General features: G+C 70.0%; 26 protein-coding genes. 8 read left to right on the plus strand and 18 right to left on the minus strand.

Annotation, left to right across the window (positions count from 1 at the left end):
• The first annotated feature begins 257 nt into the window (after window positions 1-257).
• Window positions 258-1,166 carry an MBL fold metallo-hydrolase gene (locus tag RISW2_RS18715; RefSeq protein WP_043774027.1) on the plus strand — a complete coding sequence of 303 codons (909 nt, stop codon included), beginning with the start codon at window positions 258-260 and terminating at the stop codon, window positions 1,164-1,166.
• A 57-nt stretch (window positions 1,167-1,223) separates the two neighbouring features.
• On the opposite strand, the gene RISW2_RS18720 is transcribed toward RISW2_RS18715, so the two are convergent.
• From RISW2_RS18720 to RISW2_RS18770, 11 genes are all read right to left on the minus strand, one after another.
• On the minus strand, window positions 1,224-2,486 hold the full coding sequence (locus RISW2_RS18720; RefSeq protein ID WP_043774028.1) for an NAD(P)/FAD-dependent oxidoreductase: 1,263 nt from the start codon (window positions 2,484-2,486) through the stop codon (window positions 1,224-1,226).
• A gap of 30 nt (window positions 2,487-2,516) precedes the next feature.
• Entirely contained in the window at window positions 2,517-2,855 is a 339-nt protein-coding gene (locus RISW2_RS18725; RefSeq protein ID WP_043774029.1) for a c-type cytochrome, read from the minus strand.
• Window positions 2,852-4,102 carry a c-type cytochrome gene (locus RISW2_RS18730; protein ID WP_043774030.1) on the minus strand — a complete coding sequence of 417 codons (1,251 nt, stop codon included), beginning with the start codon at window positions 4,100-4,102 and terminating at the stop codon, window positions 2,852-2,854. Before RISW2_RS18730 ends, RISW2_RS18725 begins: the two co-directional genes overlap by 4 nt.
• A complete protein-coding gene (soxC, locus tag RISW2_RS18735) occupies window positions 4,086-5,348 on the minus strand; it encodes a sulfite dehydrogenase (protein WP_051492153.1) in 1,263 nt (420 codons plus the stop codon). The genes RISW2_RS18730 and soxC overlap by 17 nt, the downstream gene beginning before the upstream one ends.
• A 19-nt stretch (window positions 5,349-5,367) precedes the next feature.
• Complete coding sequence (gene soxB, locus RISW2_RS18740) at window positions 5,368-7,062, minus strand: thiosulfohydrolase SoxB (RefSeq protein WP_043774031.1); 1,695 nt, start codon at window positions 7,060-7,062, stop codon at window positions 5,368-5,370.
• Window positions 7,063-7,140: 78 nt separating this feature from the next.
• A complete protein-coding gene (soxA, locus tag RISW2_RS18745; protein ID WP_043774032.1) occupies window positions 7,141-7,998 on the minus strand; it encodes a sulfur oxidation c-type cytochrome SoxA in 858 nt (285 codons plus the stop codon).
• 38 nt (window positions 7,999-8,036) lie between these two features.
• Window positions 8,037-8,366, minus strand: coding sequence for a thiosulfate oxidation carrier complex protein SoxZ (gene soxZ / locus RISW2_RS18750; protein WP_043774033.1), 330 nt, complete (start codon window positions 8,364-8,366; stop codon window positions 8,037-8,039).
• Between the two features lie 76 nt (window positions 8,367-8,442).
• On the minus strand, window positions 8,443-8,865 hold the full coding sequence (soxY, locus tag RISW2_RS18755) for a thiosulfate oxidation carrier protein SoxY (protein WP_043774034.1): 423 nt from the start codon (window positions 8,863-8,865) through the stop codon (window positions 8,443-8,445).
• A gap of 23 nt (window positions 8,866-8,888) precedes the next feature.
• Window positions 8,889-9,386 carry a sulfur oxidation c-type cytochrome SoxX gene (soxX, locus tag RISW2_RS18760; RefSeq protein ID WP_244437646.1) on the minus strand — a complete coding sequence of 166 codons (498 nt, stop codon included), beginning with the start codon at window positions 9,384-9,386 and terminating at the stop codon, window positions 8,889-8,891.
• A 99-nt stretch (window positions 9,387-9,485) separates the two neighbouring features.
• Complete coding sequence (locus RISW2_RS18765; RefSeq protein WP_244437647.1) at window positions 9,486-10,085, minus strand: thioredoxin family protein; 600 nt, start codon at window positions 10,083-10,085, stop codon at window positions 9,486-9,488.
• Window positions 10,086-10,109: 24 nt separating this feature from the next.
• The gene (locus RISW2_RS18770; protein ID WP_043774035.1) at window positions 10,110-10,847 is read right to left on the minus strand and encodes a cytochrome c biogenesis CcdA family protein; all 738 of its coding nucleotides are present in this window, start codon (window positions 10,845-10,847) and stop codon (window positions 10,110-10,112) included.
• Window positions 10,848-11,030: 183 nt separating this feature from the next.
• Here RISW2_RS18770 and RISW2_RS18775 point away from each other — a divergent pair, with 183 nt between their 5' ends.
• Genes RISW2_RS18775 through RISW2_RS18785 form a run of 3 tightly spaced genes read left to right on the plus strand, consistent with a single transcriptional unit; the run spans window position 11,031 to window position 12,911 of the window.
• Window positions 11,031-11,420 carry a thioredoxin domain-containing protein gene (locus RISW2_RS18775; RefSeq protein WP_043774036.1) on the plus strand — a complete coding sequence of 130 codons (390 nt, stop codon included), beginning with the start codon at window positions 11,031-11,033 and terminating at the stop codon, window positions 11,418-11,420.
• Between the two features lie 20 nt (window positions 11,421-11,440).
• Window positions 11,441-11,809, plus strand: a complete 369-nt coding sequence (locus RISW2_RS18780; protein ID WP_244437649.1) for an ArsR/SmtB family transcription factor — start codon at window positions 11,441-11,443, stop codon at window positions 11,807-11,809.
• Window positions 11,810-11,864: 55 nt separating this feature from the next.
• A complete protein-coding gene (locus tag RISW2_RS18785) occupies window positions 11,865-12,911 on the plus strand; it encodes a YeeE/YedE family protein (protein ID WP_043774037.1) in 1,047 nt (348 codons plus the stop codon).
• Window positions 12,912-12,919: 8 nt separating this feature from the next.
• On the opposite strand, the gene RISW2_RS18790 is transcribed toward RISW2_RS18785, so the two are convergent.
• Window positions 12,920-13,246 carry an ArsR/SmtB family transcription factor gene (locus RISW2_RS18790; protein ID WP_051492154.1) on the minus strand — a complete coding sequence of 109 codons (327 nt, stop codon included), beginning with the start codon at window positions 13,244-13,246 and terminating at the stop codon, window positions 12,920-12,922.
• A 100-nt stretch (window positions 13,247-13,346) separates the two neighbouring features.
• Between RISW2_RS18790 and RISW2_RS18795 the strand changes: the two genes are divergently transcribed.
• The 4 genes from RISW2_RS18795 (at window position 13,347) to RISW2_RS23630 (ending at window position 16,154) form a co-directional block, all read left to right on the plus strand.
• Window positions 13,347-13,790: a YeeE/YedE family protein gene (locus tag RISW2_RS18795; protein ID WP_043774038.1), complete on the plus strand. Its 444-nt coding sequence runs from the start codon at window positions 13,347-13,349 to the stop codon at window positions 13,788-13,790.
• 13 nt (window positions 13,791-13,803) lie between these two features.
• Window positions 13,804-14,253: a DUF6691 family protein gene (locus tag RISW2_RS18800; protein ID WP_043774039.1), complete on the plus strand. Its 450-nt coding sequence runs from the start codon at window positions 13,804-13,806 to the stop codon at window positions 14,251-14,253.
• Between the two features lie 375 nt (window positions 14,254-14,628).
• Entirely contained in the window at window positions 14,629-15,696 is a 1,068-nt protein-coding gene (locus tag RISW2_RS18805) for a hypothetical protein (RefSeq protein ID WP_051492155.1), read from the plus strand.
• On the plus strand, window positions 15,693-16,154 hold the full coding sequence (locus tag RISW2_RS23630) for a hypothetical protein (protein ID WP_156943891.1): 462 nt from the start codon (window positions 15,693-15,695) through the stop codon (window positions 16,152-16,154). The genes RISW2_RS18805 and RISW2_RS23630 overlap by 4 nt, the downstream gene beginning before the upstream one ends.
• Before the next feature lie 31 nt (window positions 16,155-16,185).
• Here RISW2_RS23630 and RISW2_RS18815 read toward each other — a convergent pair whose 3' ends face one another.
• From RISW2_RS18815 to trkA, 6 genes are all read right to left on the minus strand, one after another.
• Window positions 16,186-17,379: a trypsin-like serine peptidase gene (locus RISW2_RS18815; protein ID WP_043774040.1), complete on the minus strand. Its 1,194-nt coding sequence runs from the start codon at window positions 17,377-17,379 to the stop codon at window positions 16,186-16,188.
• The gene (locus RISW2_RS18820) at window positions 17,366-18,838 is read right to left on the minus strand and encodes an SGNH/GDSL hydrolase family protein (RefSeq protein WP_043774041.1); all 1,473 of its coding nucleotides are present in this window, start codon (window positions 18,836-18,838) and stop codon (window positions 17,366-17,368) included. The genes RISW2_RS18815 and RISW2_RS18820 overlap by 14 nt, the downstream gene beginning before the upstream one ends.
• Window positions 18,839-18,986: 148 nt before the next feature.
• A complete protein-coding gene (gene hflX, locus RISW2_RS18825) occupies window positions 18,987-20,240 on the minus strand; it encodes a GTPase HflX (RefSeq protein ID WP_043774042.1) in 1,254 nt (417 codons plus the stop codon).
• A 17-nt stretch (window positions 20,241-20,257) separates the two neighbouring features.
• Window positions 20,258-20,497: an RNA chaperone Hfq gene (gene hfq / locus RISW2_RS18830; RefSeq protein ID WP_043774043.1), complete on the minus strand. Its 240-nt coding sequence runs from the start codon at window positions 20,495-20,497 to the stop codon at window positions 20,258-20,260.
• 127 nt (window positions 20,498-20,624) lie between these two features.
• Complete coding sequence (locus RISW2_RS18835; RefSeq protein WP_043774044.1) at window positions 20,625-22,139, minus strand: potassium transporter TrkG; 1,515 nt, start codon at window positions 22,137-22,139, stop codon at window positions 20,625-20,627.
• Window positions 22,140-22,142: 3 nt separating this feature from the next.
• Complete coding sequence (gene trkA, locus RISW2_RS18840) at window positions 22,143-23,519, minus strand: Trk system potassium transporter TrkA (RefSeq protein WP_043774045.1); 1,377 nt, start codon at window positions 23,517-23,519, stop codon at window positions 22,143-22,145.
• Between the last annotated feature and the right edge of the window lie 64 nt (window positions 23,520-23,583).

Raw genomic sequence — 23,583 nt, forward strand, 5'->3', positions numbered from 1 at the left:
GGATTACTCCAAATACCCGCAAGGGAAAAAATCGCCCGGAGGCCGTTTTTTTCGTTTTTCTGTCATGCGGCGGAAAAAGTGCAAGAAAATCAGTCGCTTTCATGAGCGCCCCCGAACGGGGCCCCGGTGGCACCCAGGTTCCCGCCCGCCCCTGCCCCGCGTCGGAGGCGACTCGCCCCCCTGCAGGGACGCGGAATCGGGTGGGACGGTGGCCTGCCCGCCCCTATCGTGGACCCGCCACAGAAAGGGAGATCACCATGTTCACACGCCGCTCGTTCCTGCATGCCGGAAGCGGCACCGTCGCGGGCATGCTGCTCGGCCTGCCGGCGATCGCCGAACGTGCGCTCGGCACCGGCCGCCTGCGCACGGTGTCGGACGGCCATCTCGTCCTGCCCGAGAGCTTCGTGCTGGGGGACCTCCCCGAGGAGGAGGCCCGCGCGATCCTCGCCGCGCGCGGACTGCAGGCCGGCAGCCTCGAGACGCCCTGCAACCTCGCCCTCTGGGAGGACGGCACGCGGCGCGTTCTCTTCGACGCCGGCTCGGGCGGCTCCTTCATGCCGAGCGCGGGACGATTGGCCGACAGCCTCGCCGCGCTCGACCTTGCCCCCGGCGACATCACCCACGTGATCTTCACCCATGGCCATCCGGACCATCTCTGGGGCGTGCTCGACGATTTCGACGAACCGCTCTTCGTCAACGCGCGCCACGTGATGGGTGCCGAGGAAGCCGCCTACTGGCGCGATCCCGCAACTCTCGACGCCCTCGACCCGGCGCGGCAGAGCTTTGCCGCGGGCGCGTCGCGCAGGCTCGAGGTGCTGGGCGCGGGGCTCGACCTTGCGGGTGACGGCGACGAGGTGGCGCCGGGGATCACCTTCACCGCCCTCAACGGCCACACGCCCGGGCACATGGGCGCGCGCGTCGCGTCCGGAGGAGAGAGCGCGCTGATCGTGGGCGACGCGATCGGCAACGGGCACCTCGCGCTGGCGCGGCCCGACTGGCCGAACCCTGCGGACCACGAGCCGGACGTGGGCATCGAGACGCGCATGGCGCTCCTCGCCACGCTGGCCGAGAGCGGCGAGACCATGGTGGGCTTCCACCTGCCCGGCGGCGGGATCGGCACCATCGCCGCCGACGGCGACGGCTACGCCTTCACGCCCGCCGGATGAGGAAACGGCGGCGGGCCCGCGCCCGCCGCCGTCGTGCCGTCCCCTCCCGGAGGATCGTCAGCCGAACATGTCCGCGGTGATCGCCGCGTACCAGCCGATGCTTTCCTGGTAGGTGGCCGCACGCACCTCGGGCTCCTCGCCGGTCTGGCTGATGAAGCTCTCGGTGCTAGCGATCTTTTCTTCCGTCGGCTCGTAGGTTGCGCCGACCTTCACGCCGTCCTCGGGCGCGATGAGCGACCAGCACGTGTTCGAGTAGCGGGCCGGGAAGACCCGCGAGTCGGTGAGCGCGCCCAGGACCGCGTTGGCGCAGACCTTGGCCTGGCTGTTCGCGGAGTAGCCCGATTTCGGCATGTCCCCCTGCTGCGCCGCGTCGCCGAGGACGTAGATGTCCGGATCCGCACGCGAGGACATGTCGGCGGGATTGACCGGCGCCCAGTCGCCGTCGGTGATCCCCGCGTCATGGGCGATCTTGCCCGCGCGCTGCGCGGGAATGACGTTGCAGACATCCACGCTCTCGACCGCGCCGTCGATGTCGATGGTCATCGCCGCAGGATCGACCGAGGTGTTCTGCGCCCCGAAATCCGGGCCGATGCGCTCGATCATGCCGCCGTAATGCTTCTGCCAGCCTTCCTCGAACAGCGCCTGCTTGGAATAGCCGTCCTTCGGGTCGACGATGAGGATCTTGGCGGTGGGATTCACCTCGCTCAGGACGTGCGCGACCATCGAGATGCGCTCGTAGGGTCCGGGCGGGCAGCGGTAGGGGTTCGGTGGCGCGACCATCGCGTAGGTTCCGCCCTCGCGCATGGCGAGCACCTGCGCCCTGAGGAGCTCGGTCTGCGATCCGCCCTTGTAGGCATGCGGCATGGCGTTCTGGGCCGAAAGGTCCCAGCCGGGCACCGCGCCCTCCTTGAAGTCGATGCCGGGTGACAGGACCAGCTTGTCGTAGGGGACGCTGCCGCCGCCGGCCAGCGCCACGGTGCGCGCGTCGCGGTCGACCCCGACCGCCCAGTCGTGCACCACGTTGATCCCGTATTCCGAGGCCAGCGTGCCGTAATCGTGGCCGAGGCTCTCCATGTCGCGCAGACCGCCGATATAGAGGTTCGAGAAGAAGCAGGTGTAGTAGCGGCGGGTCGGCTCGATCAGCGTGACGTTCACCGCACCGGATGACTCCCGCGCGATGTAGCGTGCCGCGGTGGCCCCGCCGGCGCCGCCGCCCACGACGACGACACGCGGCGCCGCCTGCCCCATGACCATCGGCGCGCCGAGCACGGCGGCGCCGGCCGCCAGGCTGCCGAGAACGGCCCGTCTGTTAAGTCGCATGTCGTCTCCTCCCTTCGAAAAACGGGCCGTTCAATCGGCCTCGCTGAAATAGGCGGCGAGCGCCGCGATCTCCTCCTCGCCGAGTCGCGTCGCGATCGTCTGCATCACTTCATGCTGCCGCGCCCCGAGACGATAGTCCACAAGGGCCCCGACGATGTAGCCGGCCGGCAGGCCGTGGATCTGGGGAATGCCGCCCTCGGTGCCGACGCCGTGGCAGCTCGTGCATTCCGAGGCGAGCCAGGCGCCGTAGGCCGTGTCGGCCGGCAGCGCCAGGATGTCGGCGATCTCGTTGTGGACAAGCTCGTGATCGGGAGCCGCGGCCGCCGGAAGGACGGCGGCCGCGAGAGCGGCGAGGCCGCGCCGGATCATTCGGCGCCCGCCGACCGGAGGTACGCGACAAGCGCCGCGATCTCGTCATCCTTGCGCAGGCCGCCGAACGACATCTTGGTGCCGGGATAGGTGCCGCGCGGGTCAGCGAGGAACTCGGCGAGGTGCTCCTCGGTCCAGACATCCCCGGCCGCCCGCGCTTCCTCGAACACCGCGGAGTAGTTGAAGCCGTCGACGCTCCCGATGGGGCGCCCGACGAGATCGGTCAGATGCGGGCCGACGCGGTTCGCCGCGTCCTCGCCGACCTCGTGGCAGGCCTGGCACTTGCGGAACACCTGCGCGCCGGTCTCGACGAGTGCCGGGTCGGGCCCGGCGGCCGCCGCTTCCGTGGCCGGCTCGGGATCGGCGGCCGGTTCGGGGTCGGCGGGCGCGGCCGCCGGTTCGGGCGCGGCATCACCCGGGGACCCCGACGATCCCTCGAGGTCGATGCCGCCCCCGTCACCGCCGCCCTCGGGCGTCACGTCGAGCACGCGGGCATGCATGGTGATCTCGACACCGTCCTTGCACGCCTCCATGCACGGCGCCTCGGAGAAGCGGGCCAGCTCAACCTCCGGACGGTCGTCCATGTAGAAGTTGTCCTCGTTGGGCATGGTCACCTCGGCGAAGCTCTCGCGCGAGAGGACGAAATCGTCCTCGACCACCTCGTTGAGGTAGAGGATGTAGGCGGTGATCGCGTAGACCTCGTCCGGCGACAGCGACTGCGCGTTGCCGAAGGGCATGGCGCGGTGGACGTAGTCCCACACCGTCGAGAGGTACGGCCAGTAGGATCCGACGGTCTTCACCGGGTCCGGACCCTCGAGAGTGCCCTGCCCCATGGCGAGTTGCGGCCAGCGCCCCGCGCCCTCGCCGAAATCGCCGTGGCACATGGCGCATTGCTCGACGAACAGCTCCTCGCCCGTCCAGACGTCGCCCGAGCCCTCGGGCAGTCCCTGCCCGTCCGGGCGGATGTCGATGTCCCAGGCCGCGACCTCCTCGGGCAGCGCCGCGCGGCCGAGCCCGAAGTCGCCCTCGCGCGACGGCGACGGCGCGGTTTCCGTCCCGGCCGACGCGGCCTGCACGGTGGCCTCGGCCGGCACCTCGTCGGCACTCGCCGCCCCGACCAACGGCACGCCGCCCCGCGCCGGGGCGGGCAGGTCCACCACGAACTGGTCGGCGAGGATGTACGAGGCGCCGAGGACGACGGCGATGCCGCCGAAGGTCAGCCCGAACAGCTCAGGAGATCTCGACATTTTCGGCCACCCCGCTCTCGTTCACGGCCCAGGTCTGGATGCCGTTGTTGTGATAGATCGAATTCTCGCCGCGGATCTCGCGCAGCGCGTCCTTGGTCGGCTGCACGTACCCGGTGGAATCGTGCGCGCGGGACTGCAGCAGCATCGGCCGGCCGTCCCAGACGAAATCGTGGTAGAACCGGTGCAGCGACTTGTCGAAGGACGGCCCCGACATCCGCGCCTCGGTCCATGTCACGCCGCCGTCGAGGGTCACGTCGACCCGCGGGATGGTGCCGCGACCGGACCAGGCAAGCCCGGTCAGAACCATGGGCCCTGGCCCATGCGGAATGGGCGCCTGCGGCGAGGGGCTCGTGATGACGGATTTCGCGTCCATTTCCCAGGTGAAGCGGCGGGCGCGGCCATCTGGCAGGAGGTCGGTGTACTTCGACGTCTCCTCGCGGTGATGCCACGGCTGGTCGCCCACCTCGATCCGGCGCAGCCATTTCACCCACATGTTGCCTTCCCAGCCCGGGACCACCAGCCGGACGGGATAGCCCTGTTCGGGACGCAGGGCCTCGCCGTTCATCTTGAACGCCACGAGGCAGTCGTCGAGCGCCTTCTCGAGGGGGATCGACCGCGTCATCCCCGAGGCGTCCGCACCTTCCGCGAGGATCCACGCGGCCGAGGTCCTGACCCCCGCCTCCTCGAGCAGGAGCCGCAGCGGCACGCCCGTATACATGACGTTGTGGATCATGCCGTGCGTGAACTGGCAGCCGTTCAGCTGCGCGCCGCGCCATTCCATCCCGCTGTTCGCCGCGCATTCGAGGAAATGCACCCGGTTCTCGCGCGGGAAGCGCAGGAGGTCCTGCATGGTGAAGACGAGCGGGCTGTCCACGAGCCCGTTGATCATCAGCCGGTACGACCCCGGGTCGAGCTCGGCGATGCCGCCATGGTGACGTTCGAAGCAGAGCCCGTTCGGGGTGATGATCCCGTCGAGTTCGTGCAGCGGCGTGAAGTTCACGGACGAGGTCGCGTCGGCGGTCAGCCACGGCACGTTGCGGCGCACCACGTGCGCCTCGTGCTCGGACGGAAAGCCGTAGGGCCGGGCGTCGACGCCCTCGCCCAGGTATTGCTGCCACGGCTGCAGCTCGGTGATCGCGGGATCGGGCGCTGTCTCTGCGCCCGCGCGCGCCGCGACGAACCCGCCGCCGATCGCGAGCGCGCCGGTCAGGAATCCGCGTCGGGACGGATCTCGGGTGTCGGTCATCCTTAATGTCCTCCTTGGATCAGCCCGCGATCACGTCGACGCTCTGGTTCGGATCGATCGTCACGGTGCCCTGCTTGCGGATGTGCGCCTCGACCACGTCCCAGATGGGCGGGCCTTCGGTGCCCTCGTTGACGCTGGCCCAACCGGACACCGTGTAGGTCCGGTCGGGGTCGATACGCTCTCCCGTGCGCAGGAGCGTCATCTCGGTGATCCGGCTGCCCTGCGGCTGGGTCACGTCGATGCGGTAGCCCATGCCGCCCACGCGGACCATGTCGCCGCCCTGCTGGTAATAGGGGTCGGGGTTGAAGAGGTTGTCGGCCACGTCCTCGAGCACCGTGTGCAGGAACGCGCCGGTCATCTCGGTCCGGTAGGCCGCCGGATAACTCATGGCGGTGACGTTGAAGACGTCCTCGCGCGTGATCTCCTGCCCGGGCAGGAGCGTGGCACCCCAGCGGAAACCCGGCGACAAGGCGATGTCCGCCTCGCGCTCGGCCACGAGCGCGTTGCAGATCAGGTCGTCCCACGTGCCGTTGAAATTGCCCCTCCGGTAGAGCAGCGACCCCGTCGTGCCCAGCACCTCGGACATCTCGTCGGCGAAGGGCGCGCGCGTCTCCTCGACCAGCGCCGTCATCTCGGCATCCGGCGCGATCACGTCCGAGAAGATCGGGATCAGCCGGTGGTCGATGCCCTGCACCGCGCCGTCGCGCACGTCGAGGTCCACGCGGCTGACGAACTTGCCGTGGCTGCCGCTGGCGATGAGGGCGGTCTTGCCCACCATGACGGGCTCGGGGATCGCGTCGTGGGTGTGACCGGTCAGGATCACGTCGATCCCCGGCACGTCCTCCGCCAGCTTGCGGTCCACGTCGAAGCCGTTGTGCGACAGGAGCACGACCGCCGACGCGCCGGCGTCGCGGGCCGACTGCACGACCTCCGCCATCCGCTCCTGCCGGATCCCGAAGGAGAGGTCCGGGAAAAGCCAGCCGGGGTTGGCTATGGGCAGGTAGGGAAAGGCCTGGCCGATCACGGCGATCTGCGCGCCGCCGCGCTCGACCATGGTCATGGGCTCGAAGGCCGGCTCGTCCCATTCCGCGTCGAAGATGTTCGCCCCGAGGAACGCCGCCTGCAGGTCGCCCTCGACGATCTCGCGCACGCGGTCGATGCCGAGCGTGAATTCCCAGTGCGAGGTCATCGCCTCGACGCCCAGCGCGTTGAAGAGGCGCACCATGTCGGCGCCCTCGGTCCGCAGCGCTGGCAGCGATCCCTGCCAAGTGTCCCCGCCGTCGAGCAGCAGCGCGTCCGGACGGTCGGCCCGGATCGCCTTGACCACCGTGGCGATGCGGTCGAGGCCGCCCATCCGGCCATAGGTGCGCGCCAGCGCCACGAAGTCGTCGTGCGTGAGCGCGTAGTCCCGCGGCGATCCCTCGGCGATGCCGAAGGCCTGGCGGAAGGCCGCGCCGGTCAGGTGCGGCGGCAGCCCGGCCACCGCGCCCACGCCGAGATTGATCTCGGGCTCGCGGAACCAGACGGGCTGCGTCTGGGCGTGGATGTCGGTGATGTGGATCAGCGTGACGTTCCCGCTGCCCCCACCGCCGATCAGGTCGTCCTGCGTCAGGCTCTGCTGCGCCGCGAGGCGCGACCAGTTGCCGAAGCCCGACGCGCCCACGAGGGCCGAGGCGGCCAGTCCGGCTTGCAGGAAATGGCGGCGTGCGATCATCGTTTCACCACATTGCTATCTGTGAATGTGTCGGGGCCGAAAAAGCCCCGCGCCGCTGCCGGCACGGGGCCGTTCCGGTCAGTTCCGGACTGCGGGTCCCTCGACCGACAGACCGTTGCCGCGCGAGGCGACATAGAGCTCGAGCGCGACGAATTCCGGGCTGCCCGGCGAGAACGTCTGCGCCATGGTGTCCCGGATGCAGCCCTTGAAGCGGTTGTGCACCGAGTTCAGCTTCGTGTTCTTCAGCCGGTACGTGGGAAAGCCGTTGACCATGCCCTGGCTCAGGTGGTCGGCCCGGATCATGTTGTCGTAGTTGTCCTCGTGGCAGTTCGCGCAGGACAGCTCGAGCTGGCCGTAGCGGGTGTAGTACATGTCCTTTCCCTGCTGCCACGTCTCGGCCGCCGGGCCGTCGATCGCGACGTTCACGATCTCGCCCCGGGACACGAAGGACATCAGCGCCGACATGTTCACCATGCGCGACGCGTCATAGGGCCACGCCTCGGCGCCCATGCGCTCGGTCACGCATTCGTTGACCTGCATCTCGATGGTCTGCACCTCGCCCGCGGCGTCGTCCCACTTGGGGTAGACCGCGCGCACGCCGGCGAGGTCCTCCGGGCTCTCGTGGCAGGACGCGCAGCTTTCGCCGTTCGCCCCGAGGGACGCGTCGAAATCGTCGCGCGCGGCCTCGACGCCCAGGATCGCCGGGTTGTCGAAGTCGTCCATTTCCATCGCCTGCGTCTCGGGCGACCGGAAGGTCCAGCCCGACCGGATCACCGAGAACGCCTCGACGTGCTCGGGCGCCGGCGCCTGGGTCACGATCGGGATCTCCCCGTTGATCACCAGTTCGTCGTCGATGACCTCGTCCGCGCCCGCGAGCGGCGCGGCGAGGACAAGGGCCAGCGCGGCTGCGCCGCCCGACCGAAAGCCCCTCGCCATGAGTGTCTCCTCCCTTTTCTTTTCCTTGGATCCGGCGATCAGCCGACGGTGATCTCCTGGGAGTCCTCGTAGACCGAGCCGTCGTCGTCATACCAGGTGAAGGTCATCGTCCCGCTTTCGGGGATCTTCGCCTGGAACTCGAAATAGGGGTTGGTCGAGATCGCGGGTTCGAGCGTCACGTCGATCACCGTCTCGCCGTTGTAGGCGGCGACGAAGCGGTTGATGATCGAGCGCGGAATGACGTTTCCGGCATCGTCCTTGCGCTGGCCGCTCTCCATCTGGTGCGAGATGAGCGTCTTGATGGTGACCACCTCGCCCGCCGTCGCGGAGGACGGCACGCGCACGCGGGGTTTCACATTGTCTGCCATGACCTTGCTCCTGGTCCTGATACGGGTCGTGCTGCAAAGCGTCGGGGCGCGGTCACCTGGATGCCGCGCGCCGCGCTCAGCCGCCGCACCCGCCGATGGTGACCTTCACTTCCTGGCGCGCCTCGACGAACGAGCCGTCGCCCATGCGCGCGATCGCCACGACGTCCTGCGTCTCTGCGAGGCGGATCCGCGTGGAAGCGGACTGCGCCCCCGAGAGCGGGCCGAAATTGAAGGTGGCGACGTCGGGATTGGGGTTGCCGGCGGCCAGCACCATGATCGCCTCGGCGCCCGGTGCGGACACCTCAATGGGCACCGTGTTGCCGTTCTCGGCGATCTCCGGCGCGGTCAGCGTGATGCCGCCCTGCCCCACCGACGCGCCGCCGGTGAAGGCCGCGATCGCGTCGTCGGTCGCGGCCACCGCGACCTTCGGCAGGACGAACGCCGCGGCAAGGGCCCCGAGGCCCAGCGCCATGGTGTCTCTGCGGGACAATGTCGTCATGAGGTCTCGCTCCTTGTTCGGTTTCATTCGGGATAGGTGTCGAGCGTCATCAGGTAGGCGACGACGTTCTCGACGTCCTGCGCGCTCAGCAGCGGCGCGACATCGCCCTTGGCCGCGTCCCCGGTGAACGCGTCGCCCGGGCGGACATAGGGACCGGTGTGGTAGAAGGCGGGCATGATCGTGCCCGGGAACGTCTTCTTGGCGTTGGCCACGATGCCGCGCAGCTGCGCCTCGTCCCAGCGGGTCGCGACGCCGTCGAGCGGCGGGCCGATCTCGCCGTGGAAAGGCAGGTCGGAAAGCGCCGTGACCTTGTGGCAGGCGATGCAGTTGCCCGACCCCTTGTTCATGAGCTCCGCACCCGCGGCGACGTCGCCCGGCGTTCCGGTCAGCGAGGTCTCGATGCCCCCCATGTCGGTGAAGCTGACGGCGGATGGCGCGACGACCTCCTGCGCGTGCAGCGGCGCAAGGCCCGACACGATCAGAAACGCGGCACAGGCGACGGGTTTGGCGAACATGGTCATCTTTCCTCCCTCTCCGGCTCTGGCGGCCGGTGCTTCCCTACACATTAGTCTCGGTGACGCACCGGATGCAAGCTTTTATATAGACGTTTGCGAATATCTTCATTCGATGATCCCCTCCTCCTGCAGACGCCGCGCGTGGTATTTCTGGAAGGGCTCGTCGGTCTCGTAGACCTTGTCGGACACGTAGGTCAGCAGGTTCAGCGTCGTGTGCTTGCCAAACGCGCCGGGCATCGTCGCAACCGAGGCCTCGGCCGCCGAAGCGGCGTCTCCGGGCTCCTCGGGAAGGAACATCAGCGTCGGCGTGAAGAGCAGGCCCCAGCGGCGCACCATCTCCTTCTCGGGCAAGGCAGTGCCGTCGAGGTCGACCACCTCGACGTCGCCGAACATGTTGATCTGCACGACAAAGAAATCCTCGCGGATCGCCGCGTCCACGGCGGGGTCGGGGAACACCTCCTCGTGCATGCGCTTGCAGTAGATGCAGCCACGCTGTTCCACCAGGACCATCAGGCGCTTGCCCTCGGCGGTCGCCTCGGCGAGGTCCTCGCGCAGGTCGAGGAAGGTCTCGCGCAGCCAGTCGGGCTTGTGCAGGCCGTCGTCGCCCACCGGCGCGGCGCCGGCTGGCAGGGCGAGGGCCGCGACGGCGAGCAGCCCCGTCAAGGCGCGGCGGAGCGACGGATGCGGCATCGTGCGGAGGAACATGCGGTGTCTCCTTTACCGAAGGTTTCAGCCGTAGCGCGAGAAGACCGGAAAGGTGTCGATCATCCACTGCGCGATGAGGTTCACGGAATTCGTCGCGATGAGCAGCCCGAACACGACCAGCATGCCGCCGGTGACCTTCTCGACCGTGCCGAGGTGCCGGCGGAAACGGGCCATGAATCGCTGGAAGGGCCCGACGAAAGCCGCCGCCATCACGAAGGGCGCCGTCATCCCGATCCCGTAGGCAAGGAGCAGCCAGGCGCCCTGCCCGGCGGTCTCGGTGCCCGCGGCGGTGAACAGGATCGCGGCCAGCACGGGCCCCACGCAGGGCGTCCAGCCGAACGCAAAGGCGAGCCCCAGCACGTAGGCCATGGGCAGCGAAAGCTTGTGCACGTCGCCCGGTTCGGCCCGCATCTGCCGATAAAGGATGCCGATCCGCAGGATGCCGAGGAAATGCAGGCCCATGACGATGATGATCCCGGCCGCGATCCAGCGCAGCACGTCGAACCAGTCGCGCAGCACCTGTCCGGCAAGCGAGGCCGAGGCGCCGAGCGCGACGAAGACCGTCACGATCCCCAGAGAGAAGACGATGGCGGGAATCACCGCCGCGCGGCTCGCATTGGCCTGCGGCGCCCCGCCCGCGACCCGTTCGGCTCCCGCGCCCGCGAGATAGCCGATGTAGAACGGCACGATCGGCAGGATGCATGGCGAAAGAAAGCTCAGAAGACCGGCAAGCAAGGCACCGCCGAGCGTCACGTCGAACATTTGCGGCCGCCTCCCTTGCGATTTAGCATTGACATATTATCATTCGTGAATGAAAGCGCGGCATCGTGCAAGGGTCTTTGTCGGCCCCCTGCGCGGGGCCGATCCGGCAAACAGGATGGATCACGCGCCATGATGCGCACGGACCGAACCGCAGGGTACCCGCACTCTCCCGCCACGGGTCGCATGGCACGCCTCCGCAGGGGCGCGCTTGCCGTCCTCGCGGCGTGCGCGCTGTCCGGTCCCGCGGCAGCCGACACCGCCCTGGTCATGGTCGAGGAAGACGGCTGCGTCTGGTGCGCCCGCTGGGACGCCGAGATCGCCCCCGCCTATCCCAACACCGCCGAGGGCCGCGCTGCGCCCCTGCGCCGCATCGACCTGCGCGCGCCGCTGCCCGAGGACCTGAGCCTCGACAGCAGGCCGCGGATCACCCCGACCTTCATCCTCGTGCGCGACGGCGTCGAGCTCGACCGGATCGAGGGCTATCCCGGCGCGGACTTCTTCTGGCCGATGCTCGGTGCCATGCTCGAGCGGTCGGACGTCGCGCCGGCCAACCCCGACCTTCCGTCGAACTGACCGAAGACAGGACATCACAGATGGACAACACCGCCCCGATGCCGGCCGACCAGGGCAGCCTCCCGGTTTTCGACGAGGACCTGCCGGCCGAGGACATGGACCGGATGATGGCGCAGGCCTGCGCCGCGGCGGACTTCCTCAAGACGCTCGGCCACGAGGGCCGGCTGATGATCCTCTGCCACCTCGCGACGGGCGAGAAGTCCGTGGGGGAACTCGAGCGCCTCCTGTCCGCGCGGCAGGCCTCGGTGTCGCAGCAGCTGACCCGCCTCCGGCTCGAGGGCCTTGTCCAGCCGCGGCGCGACGGCAAGACGATCTATTACAGCTTGACCGACGACAAGCCCCGCAAGATCATGGAACTTGTCTACGAGCTCTTCTGCAAGAAGAGCTGAGACCGGCCGGACAGGCGCGCCGTCAGATGCAGCGCTCCGGCCATTGGGAGGAGCCATGCTCGACCTCGTGTCGGAAAGATGGATGCTGGCCGCCATCGGGTTCGCGGGCGGCGTGATCCTCGGGATCGCGGCGCGGCTCGGACGGTTCTGCACGCTGGGCGCCATCGAGGACTTGCACTATGCCGGATCGTCCACGCGCATGCGGATGTGGGGCGTGGCGCTTGGCGCGGCGATCCTTGTGGTCTTCGCCGCGCATGCCGCGGGCTGGGTCGACCCGGCGGACAGCTTCTACCTGCGCATGGCCCCCGACCTCTCTGCCGCAATCTTCGGCGGGCTGACCTTCGGCATCGGCATGGCGCTTGCCGGCAATTGCGGTTTCGGCGCGCTCGCGCGCCTCGGCGGCGGCGACATGCGGTCCTTCGTCATCGTCGTGGTGATGGGCCTCGCCGCCATGGCGACGCTCTCGGGGCCGCTCGCGGCGCTACGGGTCGAGGTCTTTCCCCCGCTCGAGGCCGCGTCCCCGCCCGGGCTCGCGCACCACCTTGCAGACCGCCTCGGCGTGCCGGCCGTGGCCGCGGGCATCGCCATCGGCGGCGCGATCCTCGCCGGATCCGTGCTGGGCCACCGCGATCGCGCGGTGTTCTGGGGCCTGCCGGTGGGGCTTGCCATCGCATCGGGCTTCGTCGGCACGACATGGGTCGCCACCCACGGCTTCGAGGCAGTCACCGTCACCTCGCACAGCTTCGCGGCACCCCTCGGCGAATCCCTTCTCTTCGTCATGCTGTCGAGCGGGCTGTCCCCGAGCTTCGGCATCGGGTCGGTGGCGGGCGTGCTGGCCGGAGCGCTCGCCGGCAGCGCCTGGCGCGGCGTCTTCCGGTGGGAGGCCTGCGACGACCCGCGCGAGCTGCACCGCCAGCTTCTCGGAGCCGCGATGATGGGCGTGGGCGCGGTGATCGCGGCAGGTTGCAGCGTGGGACAGGGCCTGTCCGCCTTCGCCGTGCTGGCCGTCACCGCCCCCGTGACTCTGGCCTGCATCTGGCTCGGCGGTTTTCTCGGGCTCAAGCTGATGATCGAGGGGCGCGCGGCCTTCTTCCGCGCCTGACACGGGCCTCAGGCCGCGGACTCGGGGCCGCAGAACACGTCGTGAAGCGCCATCATGACCTTGGCCGTTTCCGGATCGGCGATGCGATAATGCACGCTGGTGCCGTCCCGCCGCGTCGCGACCATGCCCGCAGACCGCAGCCGTGCCAGGTGCTGGCTCAGCGCGGACTGGCCAAGTCCCAGCGCATCCTGCAACGCCCCGACCGACCGCTCGCCCTCGGCCAGGAGGCAGAGGATCATCAGCCGGCGCGGGTTCGACAGCTCGGTCAGCACGGCCGCGACCTGTTCGGCCCGCGCCCCCAGCGCGGCGGCTCCCTGCGGATCGGCAAGTGCCATCTATATCACCTATTGCTAATTTAGTTAGGACTAATATATAGCGGTCACCGCGGCAGATGCAATCCGCCGCCACCCACACGCCACAGGAGCCGGTCCCGCCATGGAGCTTTCCGTCGTCACTCCCTTCACGCCCCTCGCGTCGCTTGCAGGCGGCGTCCTCATCGGGCTGAGCGCCGTGCTGCTGATGGCGCTCTACGGCCGCATCGCCGGCATCTCGGGAATCACCGCGGGGGGCCTGCTGCCCGCCGGGACCCCCGCCCCCGACCGGGGATGGCGCGTGGCCTTCGTCGCGGGCATCGTGCTCGCCCCGCTCGCCTTCGGAGCGGTCACGGGCGCCCTGCCCACCCAGACCGTGCCCAGCGCCCCTCTCGCGATGGCGCTCGCGGGCCTGGCCGTGGGTCTCGGCACCGCGCTCGGCTCGGGGTGCACGTCCGGGCACGGCGTCTGCGGGCTGGCGCGGCTCTCGCCCCGGTCGCTCGTCGCGGTCCTGACCTTCATGGTCACGGCCGGCGTCACCGTCTTTGTCCTGCGCCACCTGATCTGAGGAGACCCAACGCATGAATATTCTCTGGGGACTGATCTGCGGCTTCGTCTTCGGCCTCGGGCTCGTAATCTCGGGCATGGCCGATCCGGCCAAGGTCCTGAACTTCCTCGACATCGCGGGCACCTGGGATCCGAGCCTGATCTTCGTGATGGGCGGCGCGATGGTCACGACCTTCGTGGGCTACCGGCTGGTGTGGAAACGCGGCACGCCGCTCCTGTCCCACGCCTTCCACCTGCCGACGGCCAGCGACATCGACGCGCGGCTCGTGGGCGGCGCCGCGCTCTTCGGTCTCGGCTGGGGGATCGGCGGGTTCTGCCCCGGCCCGGCCTGGGCGGCGCTGCCGCTTCTCGCTCCGGGCACGCTGGTCTTCCTGCCCGCCATGCTCGCGGGCCTCTGGCTCGGCGGATCGATGAAGGGCGGCGTGGGACGCCGCACGGCCATGCCTGCCGCCTCCGGCCGCTGACGCACGACGCCGCCGGCGCGCACGCGAAGGGCCCCGGACCACCGGGGCCCTTTTCACGTTCGCGTGTCGCCTTGACGTCACATCGCATGGCGTCGGCTCAACTTAACCTATCAAGGTATTGTATCATTTAGGTTTCTCCCGGGGTCAGCTTCGGCGCAGTCGCGCGGGTAAGGTGTTCCCGACTGTGCCGCACCTGCACAGCGATGCTACCCAAGGTGGTATCAGCCCCCGGTCTTCCGCGGAATTTCACCACGCGGGAACGTCCCCCGGCCACGGCCCGCCGCGCCCCGCGCGGCGCGACCGGACACGGTCGGGCGCCACCCGAGGTCTGCGCCTCAAGTCATTCAAGAAATGCATTTATTGCGGAGCCTCCCCATGACCGAACATGTCCTTGTCTCGCCCCGATTGCGCGCAGCCGCCCTGTCCGCCGCCGCGCTCCTTCTCCTCCCCGCGACCGCGGCCGCGCACGAGGCCTGGCTGCTGACCCCGGCCGAAATCGAAGCGCTTGCGGTCGCGCCGATCCCAGCCCTGTTCCAGAGCCGCCTCTGGCTCGGCCTGTCCGCCATGGCCGGGGCCGCGGGCGTCATGGCGGCCATCACCGCCGACCTGCGCCTTGCGTCGCTCGAGACGCGGCTCGCGGCACCGCTCGCCCGCCGCGCCGCGGATGTCGGGCCGCTCGTCCTGCGGCTCGGCCTCGCCGCCATGCTCGCACTCGCCGCGACCGGCGGCCTGCCCCGGCACGGTACCGCGCTCTGGACGCAGCCGACCTTCCTCGTGCCCGACATGCAGCTTGCGCTGGTGCCCGGCTGGGACGCCCTCGCGCCGCTGCAGTTCGTCCTGGCAGCGCTTCTCGCCGCGGGGCTGGCCACCAGGGCCGCGGGACTGGTCCTCGTCGCGCTTGCGGTTCTGGGCTTCGGCCTCTTCGGAGCCGCCTTCGCCAGCTACGCCCCGCATTTCGCCGCGCCGGGCCTGATGCTCGTGCTGTGCGGCGCGGGTGCCGGGTCGCTCGACCGATCCCTCGGCATCGACGGCATCGGCGCGCCGTCCCCGGCGGCCACCGCGGCGCTCTGGCGCGCGGCCTGCATCCTCGTGGGCGGCGGCTTCGTCTACCTGGCGCTCGCCTACAAGCTGACGCAGCCCACGCTGCTGATCGCGATCCTCGACCACGGGGACTTCCCGCGCTTCGGGCTTTCCTACCCGGTCGTCGCGCTGGTCATGACCTGGGTCGAGATCGTCTGCGGCACGCTCCTCGTCCTCGGCCGCGCGGTCCGCCCCGTCGCCCTCACCATCGCCGGCGCGATCACGTTCCTCGCGCTCACGCTGGGCGAGACGCCGCTCTTCCACGCGAATCTCTACGGCTGCATGGCGCTCCTGGCGCTGGCGGGACGCGACCTGGCCTTGCCCGTGCCCCTGCGGTGGAGCGGGCGGAGGGCTGCGGCATGACCCTGCCCCCGCTCCGGCGGCTCGCCGCCATGGCGCTCGCGACGAGCCTTTTCGCGGGCATCGCGCTCGCCGGACCCGTCATCAACGGCCATGCCGGGCCGCCACGCACGGTCTTCCTCGCGCTGCCGCCCGACAGGCCGGCGCCCGACGTCGCGCTGCGGGTGACCCCGCTGCCCGGCGGCGGCTGGCGCGTGGCGCTCGACACGACGGGCTTCGTCTTCACGGATGTCTGCGTGCAGACCGCCGAGGCGCGCCCGATGGGCCACGCGCACCTGATCGTCGACGGGGTCAAGGTCGCCTCGGCCTACGCGCCCACGGTCGACCTCGCGCCCCTGCCGCCCGGTGTCCACAGGATCGAGGCCATCCTGCGCGGCCAGGACCACCGCGCGCTCCTTGGCCCCATGGGCCTCATCAAGGCGACGGCATTCCTCACGGTGCCCGCGCCCGGCGGGCGGTAAGCGGCGCGCGGCAGGTCAGCGGCCGCGCGTCTCAGCCGATCCAGCGGAGCGGCAGACCCGCGAGCAGGTCGCGCACGCGGCCGAGCGGGTGGGCGTAGTTCTCCTCCTCGAAGAAGCCGCCGTAATGCAGGCCAAGCGCACGGTCGGGCGCATCGAGAAGGTCGAGGAGCGGCGAGCCCGAATTGCCCCCGAGGGTCGCCGCGTCGTGGGTCATCACGCGGCGCAGGTCGCGGTCGTCGGGCAGGCTACCCGGCCCGAGAACGATGAGCCCCGGCGCCCAGCGCTTCACGCCGAAGACGGAGCCGAACACCACCTCGCGGATGCGCTCGAACTCGGGCTGCGCGAGGGCACCGAAGCCCGAGGGCTTCATCGGGTGGCCGATCACGTGGATGCGCGGCTCGGCGCCGCCCATGGGCAGCGTGCCCGCGACCGCGAGCGGCGGCGGCCCCTCGGCGTCTAGCTCCAGAATCGCGACATCGAGATTCGCGAGGTTCAGCGCGTGGCGGATCTCGGTATCGCTGGCCCATGTGACACCGCGCACCCCGATCCTGGCGGCCGGGTCCGGATCACGGCCCGCCTCGACGCCGAAGTCGAGGGTCACCGGCCCGCCGAACTTCTCGATCCACACACCGCCGTGCTGTTCCCAGATCGCCTCGACCACGTGGCGGGCGGTGGCGGCGAGCCCCGGCGCGATCATCCACGCGGTGCCGAAGACGCGCGTGTCCGAAAGGTCTCCCCCGCGCAGGACCCGTCCGGTGGCGGCGATGGCGCGCCGAACCGCGTCCGGGTCGGTCCCGAGATCGTCCGCCCAGTCGCCGAGACGCGGGTCGGCCATGTCCACGAACCCGTCGCGGATCAGCGCCGAGGGGCGCGAGCCGTCGGTGGCGATGACCGCCTCGAGGCCCATCTCCTCCATCCGGTCGAGATCCGCCTCGGGACCCTCGGCCGCAAGCTTTTCCATCGCGCGGGTGGCGAGGCCCACCACGCGCTCGGTCTCGTCGGGGTCCACCGGGGGCGCGCCGGGTTCGGCCGCGCCGCGGGAGATCGCCTGGCGCAGCGCCTCCTCGGAGCGGCGGCGGCGGTCGACCGACAGGTCGGTCTCTGGCGTCGCCGCCGCGCTTTCGAGGCCCTCGAGCGCGGGATCGGCCGGCGCGGCCGCCGCGCGCCCGCAAAGCTGGCGCAGGCGGTCGCGCGCCGCGCCCGGCCGGTGGTCAGCCGGCCGCATTCAGCCGCTCTCCCCACAGCGTGCAGATCTCCTCGACCGCGCTGCCGCCGACCCGCTTGACGAGGAGCGCCGCCAGCACGCCCGCGAGCAGCGCCGAGACGCCGAGCGGCCCCGAGACGAGCCAGGCCGCGATCGCACCGACAAGCGCATCCTGCCCTGCACCCAGCGCTTCGCGCAGCTTCGTGCGCTCGGCCGCGTCCGCCGCGGCGTCACCGCAGATCAGGTCGTAGAGCTCGCGTTCCCAGCGTCGCAGGAGCCGCCGCGCGAGCGGCCCCACCGTCGTGGCGATCCCGCCCTCGAGCCCGCCCGTGGAGAGCGACAGGAGCGGCGCCGACGGCAGGTCCGCGGTCGCGGGATCGCGGTCGATGAGGTCGAGCCGTTCCTGCAGCTCGCAGAGCAGCGCATGCTCGTCGAGCGCGGAGAGCGCGGCGGCATGCGCCGCGACCGCCGCGACCGGCGCGCCCGCGGGTTCCGGCACCTCGGCGATCCCGGCCTCGAGGCCGCCGGCGGCCGGCAGGTGCCGCCGCAGCGCGTCGGCGAACAGGTCTGCCGCGGCGCGGTTCTGGGACGACGACATGTGGATCTCGTCGTACCATTGCCCGGGTTCGCGCCCTAGCCCCGTCAGGTCCACGTGCACGAGCTTGCCGTGAAAGGCGGGCTCGGCCGCGAGCCGCTTCTGCGCGGCGTTGAACCGAGCCAGCATCACCTCGACGACGCGGTTCTGCACCGCGACGGGCATGACGCCCGCCTCCTTGAGCGGGCGGCCCACCCAGCGGTCCATGCGGCTGAACGCGGCCGAATAGCCGTGGATCAGCATGACCACGTGCGGAAAGGCCGAATGCACCCGCTGCAGGAGCCCGCGATAGAGGCCGATCACCTCCGACAGGAACGCGTCGAAGCGCGCGCCGACGAGGTCGTTCGCACTCATGCCCGGACGGACGTCCTCGATCAGGCGGGCGATGTTGCCGTTCTCGAAAAGGTCGTTGCCGCCCGCCGACAGCATCAGCGCCGCGGCTCGCTCGCGCGAGATCGCGGCGAGGATCTCGTTCTGGCGGAGCATCTGCGCGAGGGTGTGGCCCGCGCCCGAGAGCGAGAGCACCGCGTGATCGCGCATCATGTGGTCGACGATGTCCTCGAGCAGGAGGGGATACTGGAACCAGCTGTCCCCCTCCTCGACGATGCGCGGGCCGGACCAGCCCGCGGCGATCCGGTCGCGATAGGCGCGCTGGCGTTTGCGCCGCTCGCGGTTGTTGAGCGACTGCACGATCAGCCCGCCCTCGAGACCGGTGACCAGCCCCGTGACCCGCGACGGGTTCGGCTGGAAGCCCGGCTCGATGCCGCCGTCGGGCGAGGGCACCGGGATCAGGTAGGGCGCGATCTGGGCGTCTGGCACGGACGGATCGTCCATCCGGCGCATCAGTTCCGACAGGTCGATCGGGGGGGCGGACTCGTCGGCCATGGTCAAATCCTCGGTGAATCTATGCGAATGGAACGAAATGGAACGTCTTCAATCGCGAGAAACGTAACCCGGGGACGACGAGTCGGGCAAGCGGTACAACCGTGGCGTGATGGACGTGGCATGACGGGCCGGCACGCGGCCGGCCCGGTCAGACCTTCTCGAACTGCGCGGCCTCGCGCGCGGTCCAGCGCACGGTCAGGTCGTAACCGTCGTCGGTCTGCACCTCCTCCTCGACCAGGCCGCGGTCGAAGAGCCACGCACGCTTGCGCCCGTCGGAGAAGTCGAGGTGCAGCGCCTCCTCGCGCTTGTCGCCCTCCACGCTCTCGGCGATGGCGTCGAGCAGCGGCGCCATGCCCTCGCCCGTCCAGGCCGACAGGGCGAGAATGCCGCGCGTGCGCTCGGCGCGGGTCAGCGCGGCCTCGCGCGACTCAGGCGGCAGTCGGTCGATCTTGTTCCAGACCTCGATCTGCGGCGTCGATTGCGCGACGCCCAGCGAGGCCAGGATCGCGTGCACGTCGTCCGCCTGTTCCTGCGCGTTCGGATGCGAGATGTCGCGCACGTGCACGATGAGATCGGCCTCGAGAACCTCCTCGAGCGTGGCGCGGAAGGCGGCGACCAGTTCCGTCGGCAGGTCCGAGATGAAGCCCACGGTGTCCGACAGGATCACGTCGACGCCGTTCTCGAGCCGCACCGCGCGCATGGTCGGGTCGAGCGTGGCGAACAGCATGTCCTTCGCCATCACCTCGGCGCCGGTGAGCCGGTTGAACAGCGTGGACTTGCCCGCGTTCGTGTAGCCCACGAGCGCGACGATCGGATAGGGCACCTTGGCGCGCGCCTTGCGGTGCAGCGCACGGGTCTTGACCACCTTGTCGAGCTGGCGGCGCAGCCGCACCAGCTGTTCGTCGATGGCGCGGCGGTCGGCCTCGATCTGCGTCTCGCCGGGGCCGCCGACGAAGCCCAGCCCGCCCCGCTGGCGTTCGAGGTGGGTCCAGGCCCGCACCAGGCGCGTGCGCTGGTAGGACAGGTGCGCCATCTCGACCTGCAGCACGCCCTCCCGCGTCGCCGCGCGGTCCGAGAAGATCTCGAGGATGAGCCCGGTCCGGTCGAGCAGCTTGACCTTCCACGCCTTCTCGAGATTGCGCTGCTGCACGGGCGTCACCGGACCGTCGACCAGCACCAGCTCGACCTCGGCCTCCTTCAGCCGCTCGCCGAGCTCCGCGATCTTGCCGGTGCCGAACAGCGCGTTGGCGTGCGGCTGGGGCAGCGGCACGATTTCGGACCCGACCACCTCGAGGTCGGGCAGCGCCACGGCCAAGGCCACGGCCTCGTCCAGCGCCATGTGCGCGTCGCGGCGCTCACGGTCGCTCTTGATGTCGGGATGCAGGACCCACGCGCGGGTCACATGCGGGGAATGTTCCCTCAATTCGCCTCGTCGCCGTCGTAGAGATTGATGGGCTGCGCCGGCATGATCGTCGAGATCGCATGCTTGTAGACAAGCTGCGACTGTCCGTCGCGGCGCAGAAGCACGCAGAAATTGTCGAACCAGGTGATGACGCCCTGCAGCTTCACCCCGTTGATCAGGAAAACGGTCACCGGAACCTTGGTCTTCCGGACATGATTGAGAAACGCGTCCTGAAGGTTCTGTCTGTCGGAAGCCATTGAAAAAGCCTTTTTTTCTTGTAAGCGCCGCAGCGCGGCACCCTCGTGTCCGACCCGAGTATGTCGAAGGGACGGCGCGACTTCCAGAGGAAATCTGGAAGCGGGGCCCGCAGGACCCGTCCCGGGGTCAGTCCCGCCACGGATCGGGGGTCAGCATCACGACGAGCGCCAGCACCTCGAGCCGTCCGAGCACCGTCCCGGCGGCGAAGACGAGCTTGGTCGCGGCCGCGCTCTGGGCGAGGTTGATGGGCGTTTCCATGCCGAAGGCCACGAGCGGCCCCGCATTGGTGAGTGAGGCGATGGCGAGCACGAAGGCCGGTTCGAACCGGATGCCGGTCAGCGCGAGCGCGAGGACCGTGGCGGTCAGCGTCAGCGCGAACATCATGAAGAACACCCAGGCGATGAACGCGCCCTCGCGCCGCGTGCGCCGCGACAGGAGCCCCGAGCGGCCGACGGAGTTCGGGTGGATCAGCCGCTCCAGCTCGCGCTTGCCGTTGAGGTAGAGAATGAACACGCGCAGGAGCTTGACCCCGCCGGCGGTCGTGGCGACGCCCCCACCGACGATTGCGAGCCCCATGAGGATGAGGCCCGGCGTCTCGATCCCCGACCAGCTCTGCGCGCGCGTCCACTCCCCGCTCTCGAACCCCGTCGTGGTGAGGAAGGACAGCGTCGTGAACGCCCCGCCCCAGAGCGACAGGAGCGCCGCGCGCAGGTTCTGCTCGTCGCCCACGTCGAAGGCGGCGACCCAGTGGCGCAGGAACAGGAGCGAAGGCACGGCGAGCGCGATCAGGCAGCCGAGCCGGAACTCGGGATCGTACCAGAGCCCGGTGCGCCGCGCGGCGCTCGTGTCGTTCGAGAAGGTCAGCCGCGAGAGCGCGAAGAACAGGAAGGCGAAGACCACCGCCTCGCCGGCGAGCCCGCTCGGCGCATCGGACAGGCCGCCGAGCGGCGAGATGCCCGAGGTCGAGAGCGTCGCCATGGCATGGCAGAGCGCGAGAAGCGGCGGATCGCCCGCGATGAGAAGGAGGAGCCACACCGCCCCGGTGAGGCCCACATAGACCGGCACCAGCGCCGAGACCGCCCGCGCCAGACGTGCGCCCGGATCGGCGCGGTCGCGGTGCGCCGCACCCGGCGCGGGCGTCTGGCCGGGCTCGGACACCGCCGTCACCTCGAACCCGCCGAGCGTCAGCGGCGCGAGGATCGCCGCCGCCGCGATCCAGAGTAGCCCGCCGCCCATCCAGCCGACCAGCGCGCGCCACAGGTGCTCGGAATCCGACAGGCGCTCGGACGCGAAGAGCGTGGCGCCCGTCGTGGTGAAGCTCGACACCATCTCGACATAGGCGTTGAGGAAGGTCGTGTTCCGCACCGCCTCGTAGAACGGCACGGCCAGCACCGCGGGCAGCAGCACGAAGGCCGCGAGCAGCGCCACGAGCTGCCGGATCGGGTTCGACTGGTGCGGCCGGCCCGATTGCGCCACGACGATCATCGCGGTCAGGATCAGCCCGATCAGACCCGAATAGAAGAAGCTTCGCGCATCGTGGTGGTCCTCCTGCGCGAGCGCCAGCACCGCCGGCGCGAGCATGGCAAGGCACACCACGCCGGACAGCAGCAGCAGGAGCGGCAGCTGGACGAGGCGGGCCATCACTCAGAAGAAGTCGATGGAGACCTGCAGGAGCCGCTCGACCTCCGGCACGTCCTTGGTCATGGCGAAGAGCACGATCAGGTCGCCCTCCTCGATCCGGAGCGAGCCCGAGATCTTCTGCACCTTGTCGCCGCGCAGCACCGCCCCCACAAGCACGCCTTCGGGGAAGTCGATGTCGCGGATGCGCTGGCCCGAGATCGGCGAGGTCGACAGGACCTCGGCCTCGATCACCTCGGCCTCGGCATCGCCGATGGAATAGACCGCGCGGACCCGGCCGTGGCGGATGTGGCGCAGGATCGAGCTGACCGTCGTCGCGCGGGGGTTGATGAAGGCGTCGATGCCGAGCGGCTCCATCAGGTTCACCAGCGTCGGGTCGTTGATGAGCGCGATCGACATGCGCGCGCCCGCTGCCTTGGCCCGGACCGCCGCCAGCATGTTGGTCTTGTCGTCGTCGGTGACGCACAGCACAGCGTCCGCGCGCTCGATATTGGCCTCGGCCAGAAGGCCCGCGTCGAGCCCGTCGCCGTTCAGGACGATGGTCTTCTCCAGCGCCTCGGCCGCGCGTTCGGCCATCTTGCGGTTGCGCTCGATGATCTTGGCGCGGACCCGTTCCTCGCGGCTCTCGAGCTCGCGCGCGACCATGAGGCCGACATTGCCGCCGCCCACCAGCACGACCCGTTCCTGCCGCCGGTGCGGCTTGCCGAGGATCTCGAGCAGACGCCGGACGTCATCGCGGTGGCATACGAAATAGGCCGAATCCCCGGCGAAGAGCTGGTCGCGCGCCTCGGGCGCGAAGAGACGCCCGTCGCGGCGCACGCCGACCACCACCGCGCGCAGGGTCGAGAAGAGGTCGGTGAGCTGCCTCAGGGGCGTGTTCACGATCGGGCAGCCCTCGTCGATGGTCAGCCCCAGAAGCCGCGCCTGCCCCTGCAGGAACGTCTCGGTGTCGAAGGCCGCCGGCAGCGCGAGCCGCTGGAGCGCGGCATCCGCGACCTCGCGCTCGGGGCTGATGACCACGTCGATCGGCATGTGGTCGCGGCGGTAGAGGTCCGAGTAGATCGCCGTCAGGTAGGACTGCGCCCGCAGCCGCGCGATCTTGCGCGGGATCGAGAACACCGAATGGGCCACCTGGCAGGTGACCATGTTGACCTCGTCGGAATGGGTCGCGGCGATGATCATGTCGGCGTCGCGCGCGCCCGCTCGGTCCAGCACGTCGGGATAGGAGGCGAAGCCCGCGATGCCCTGCACGTCCAGCGTGTCGGTGGCGCGGCGGACGAGATCGGCGTTGCTGTCCACCACCGTCACGTCGTTGCGTTCACCCGACAGGTGGCGGGCGATCTGCCAGCCCACCTGGCCCGCGCCGCAGATGATGACCTTCATGAAGCGATGTCTCGCGCTGTCCTCGGCATCCCGGTCTGACACGCGGCGAAGCGGGGGTCAATCT

The organism is Roseivivax isoporae LMG 25204 (assembly GCF_000521865.1).
Classification (GTDB): domain Bacteria; phylum Pseudomonadota; class Alphaproteobacteria; order Rhodobacterales; family Rhodobacteraceae; genus Roseivivax; species Roseivivax isoporae.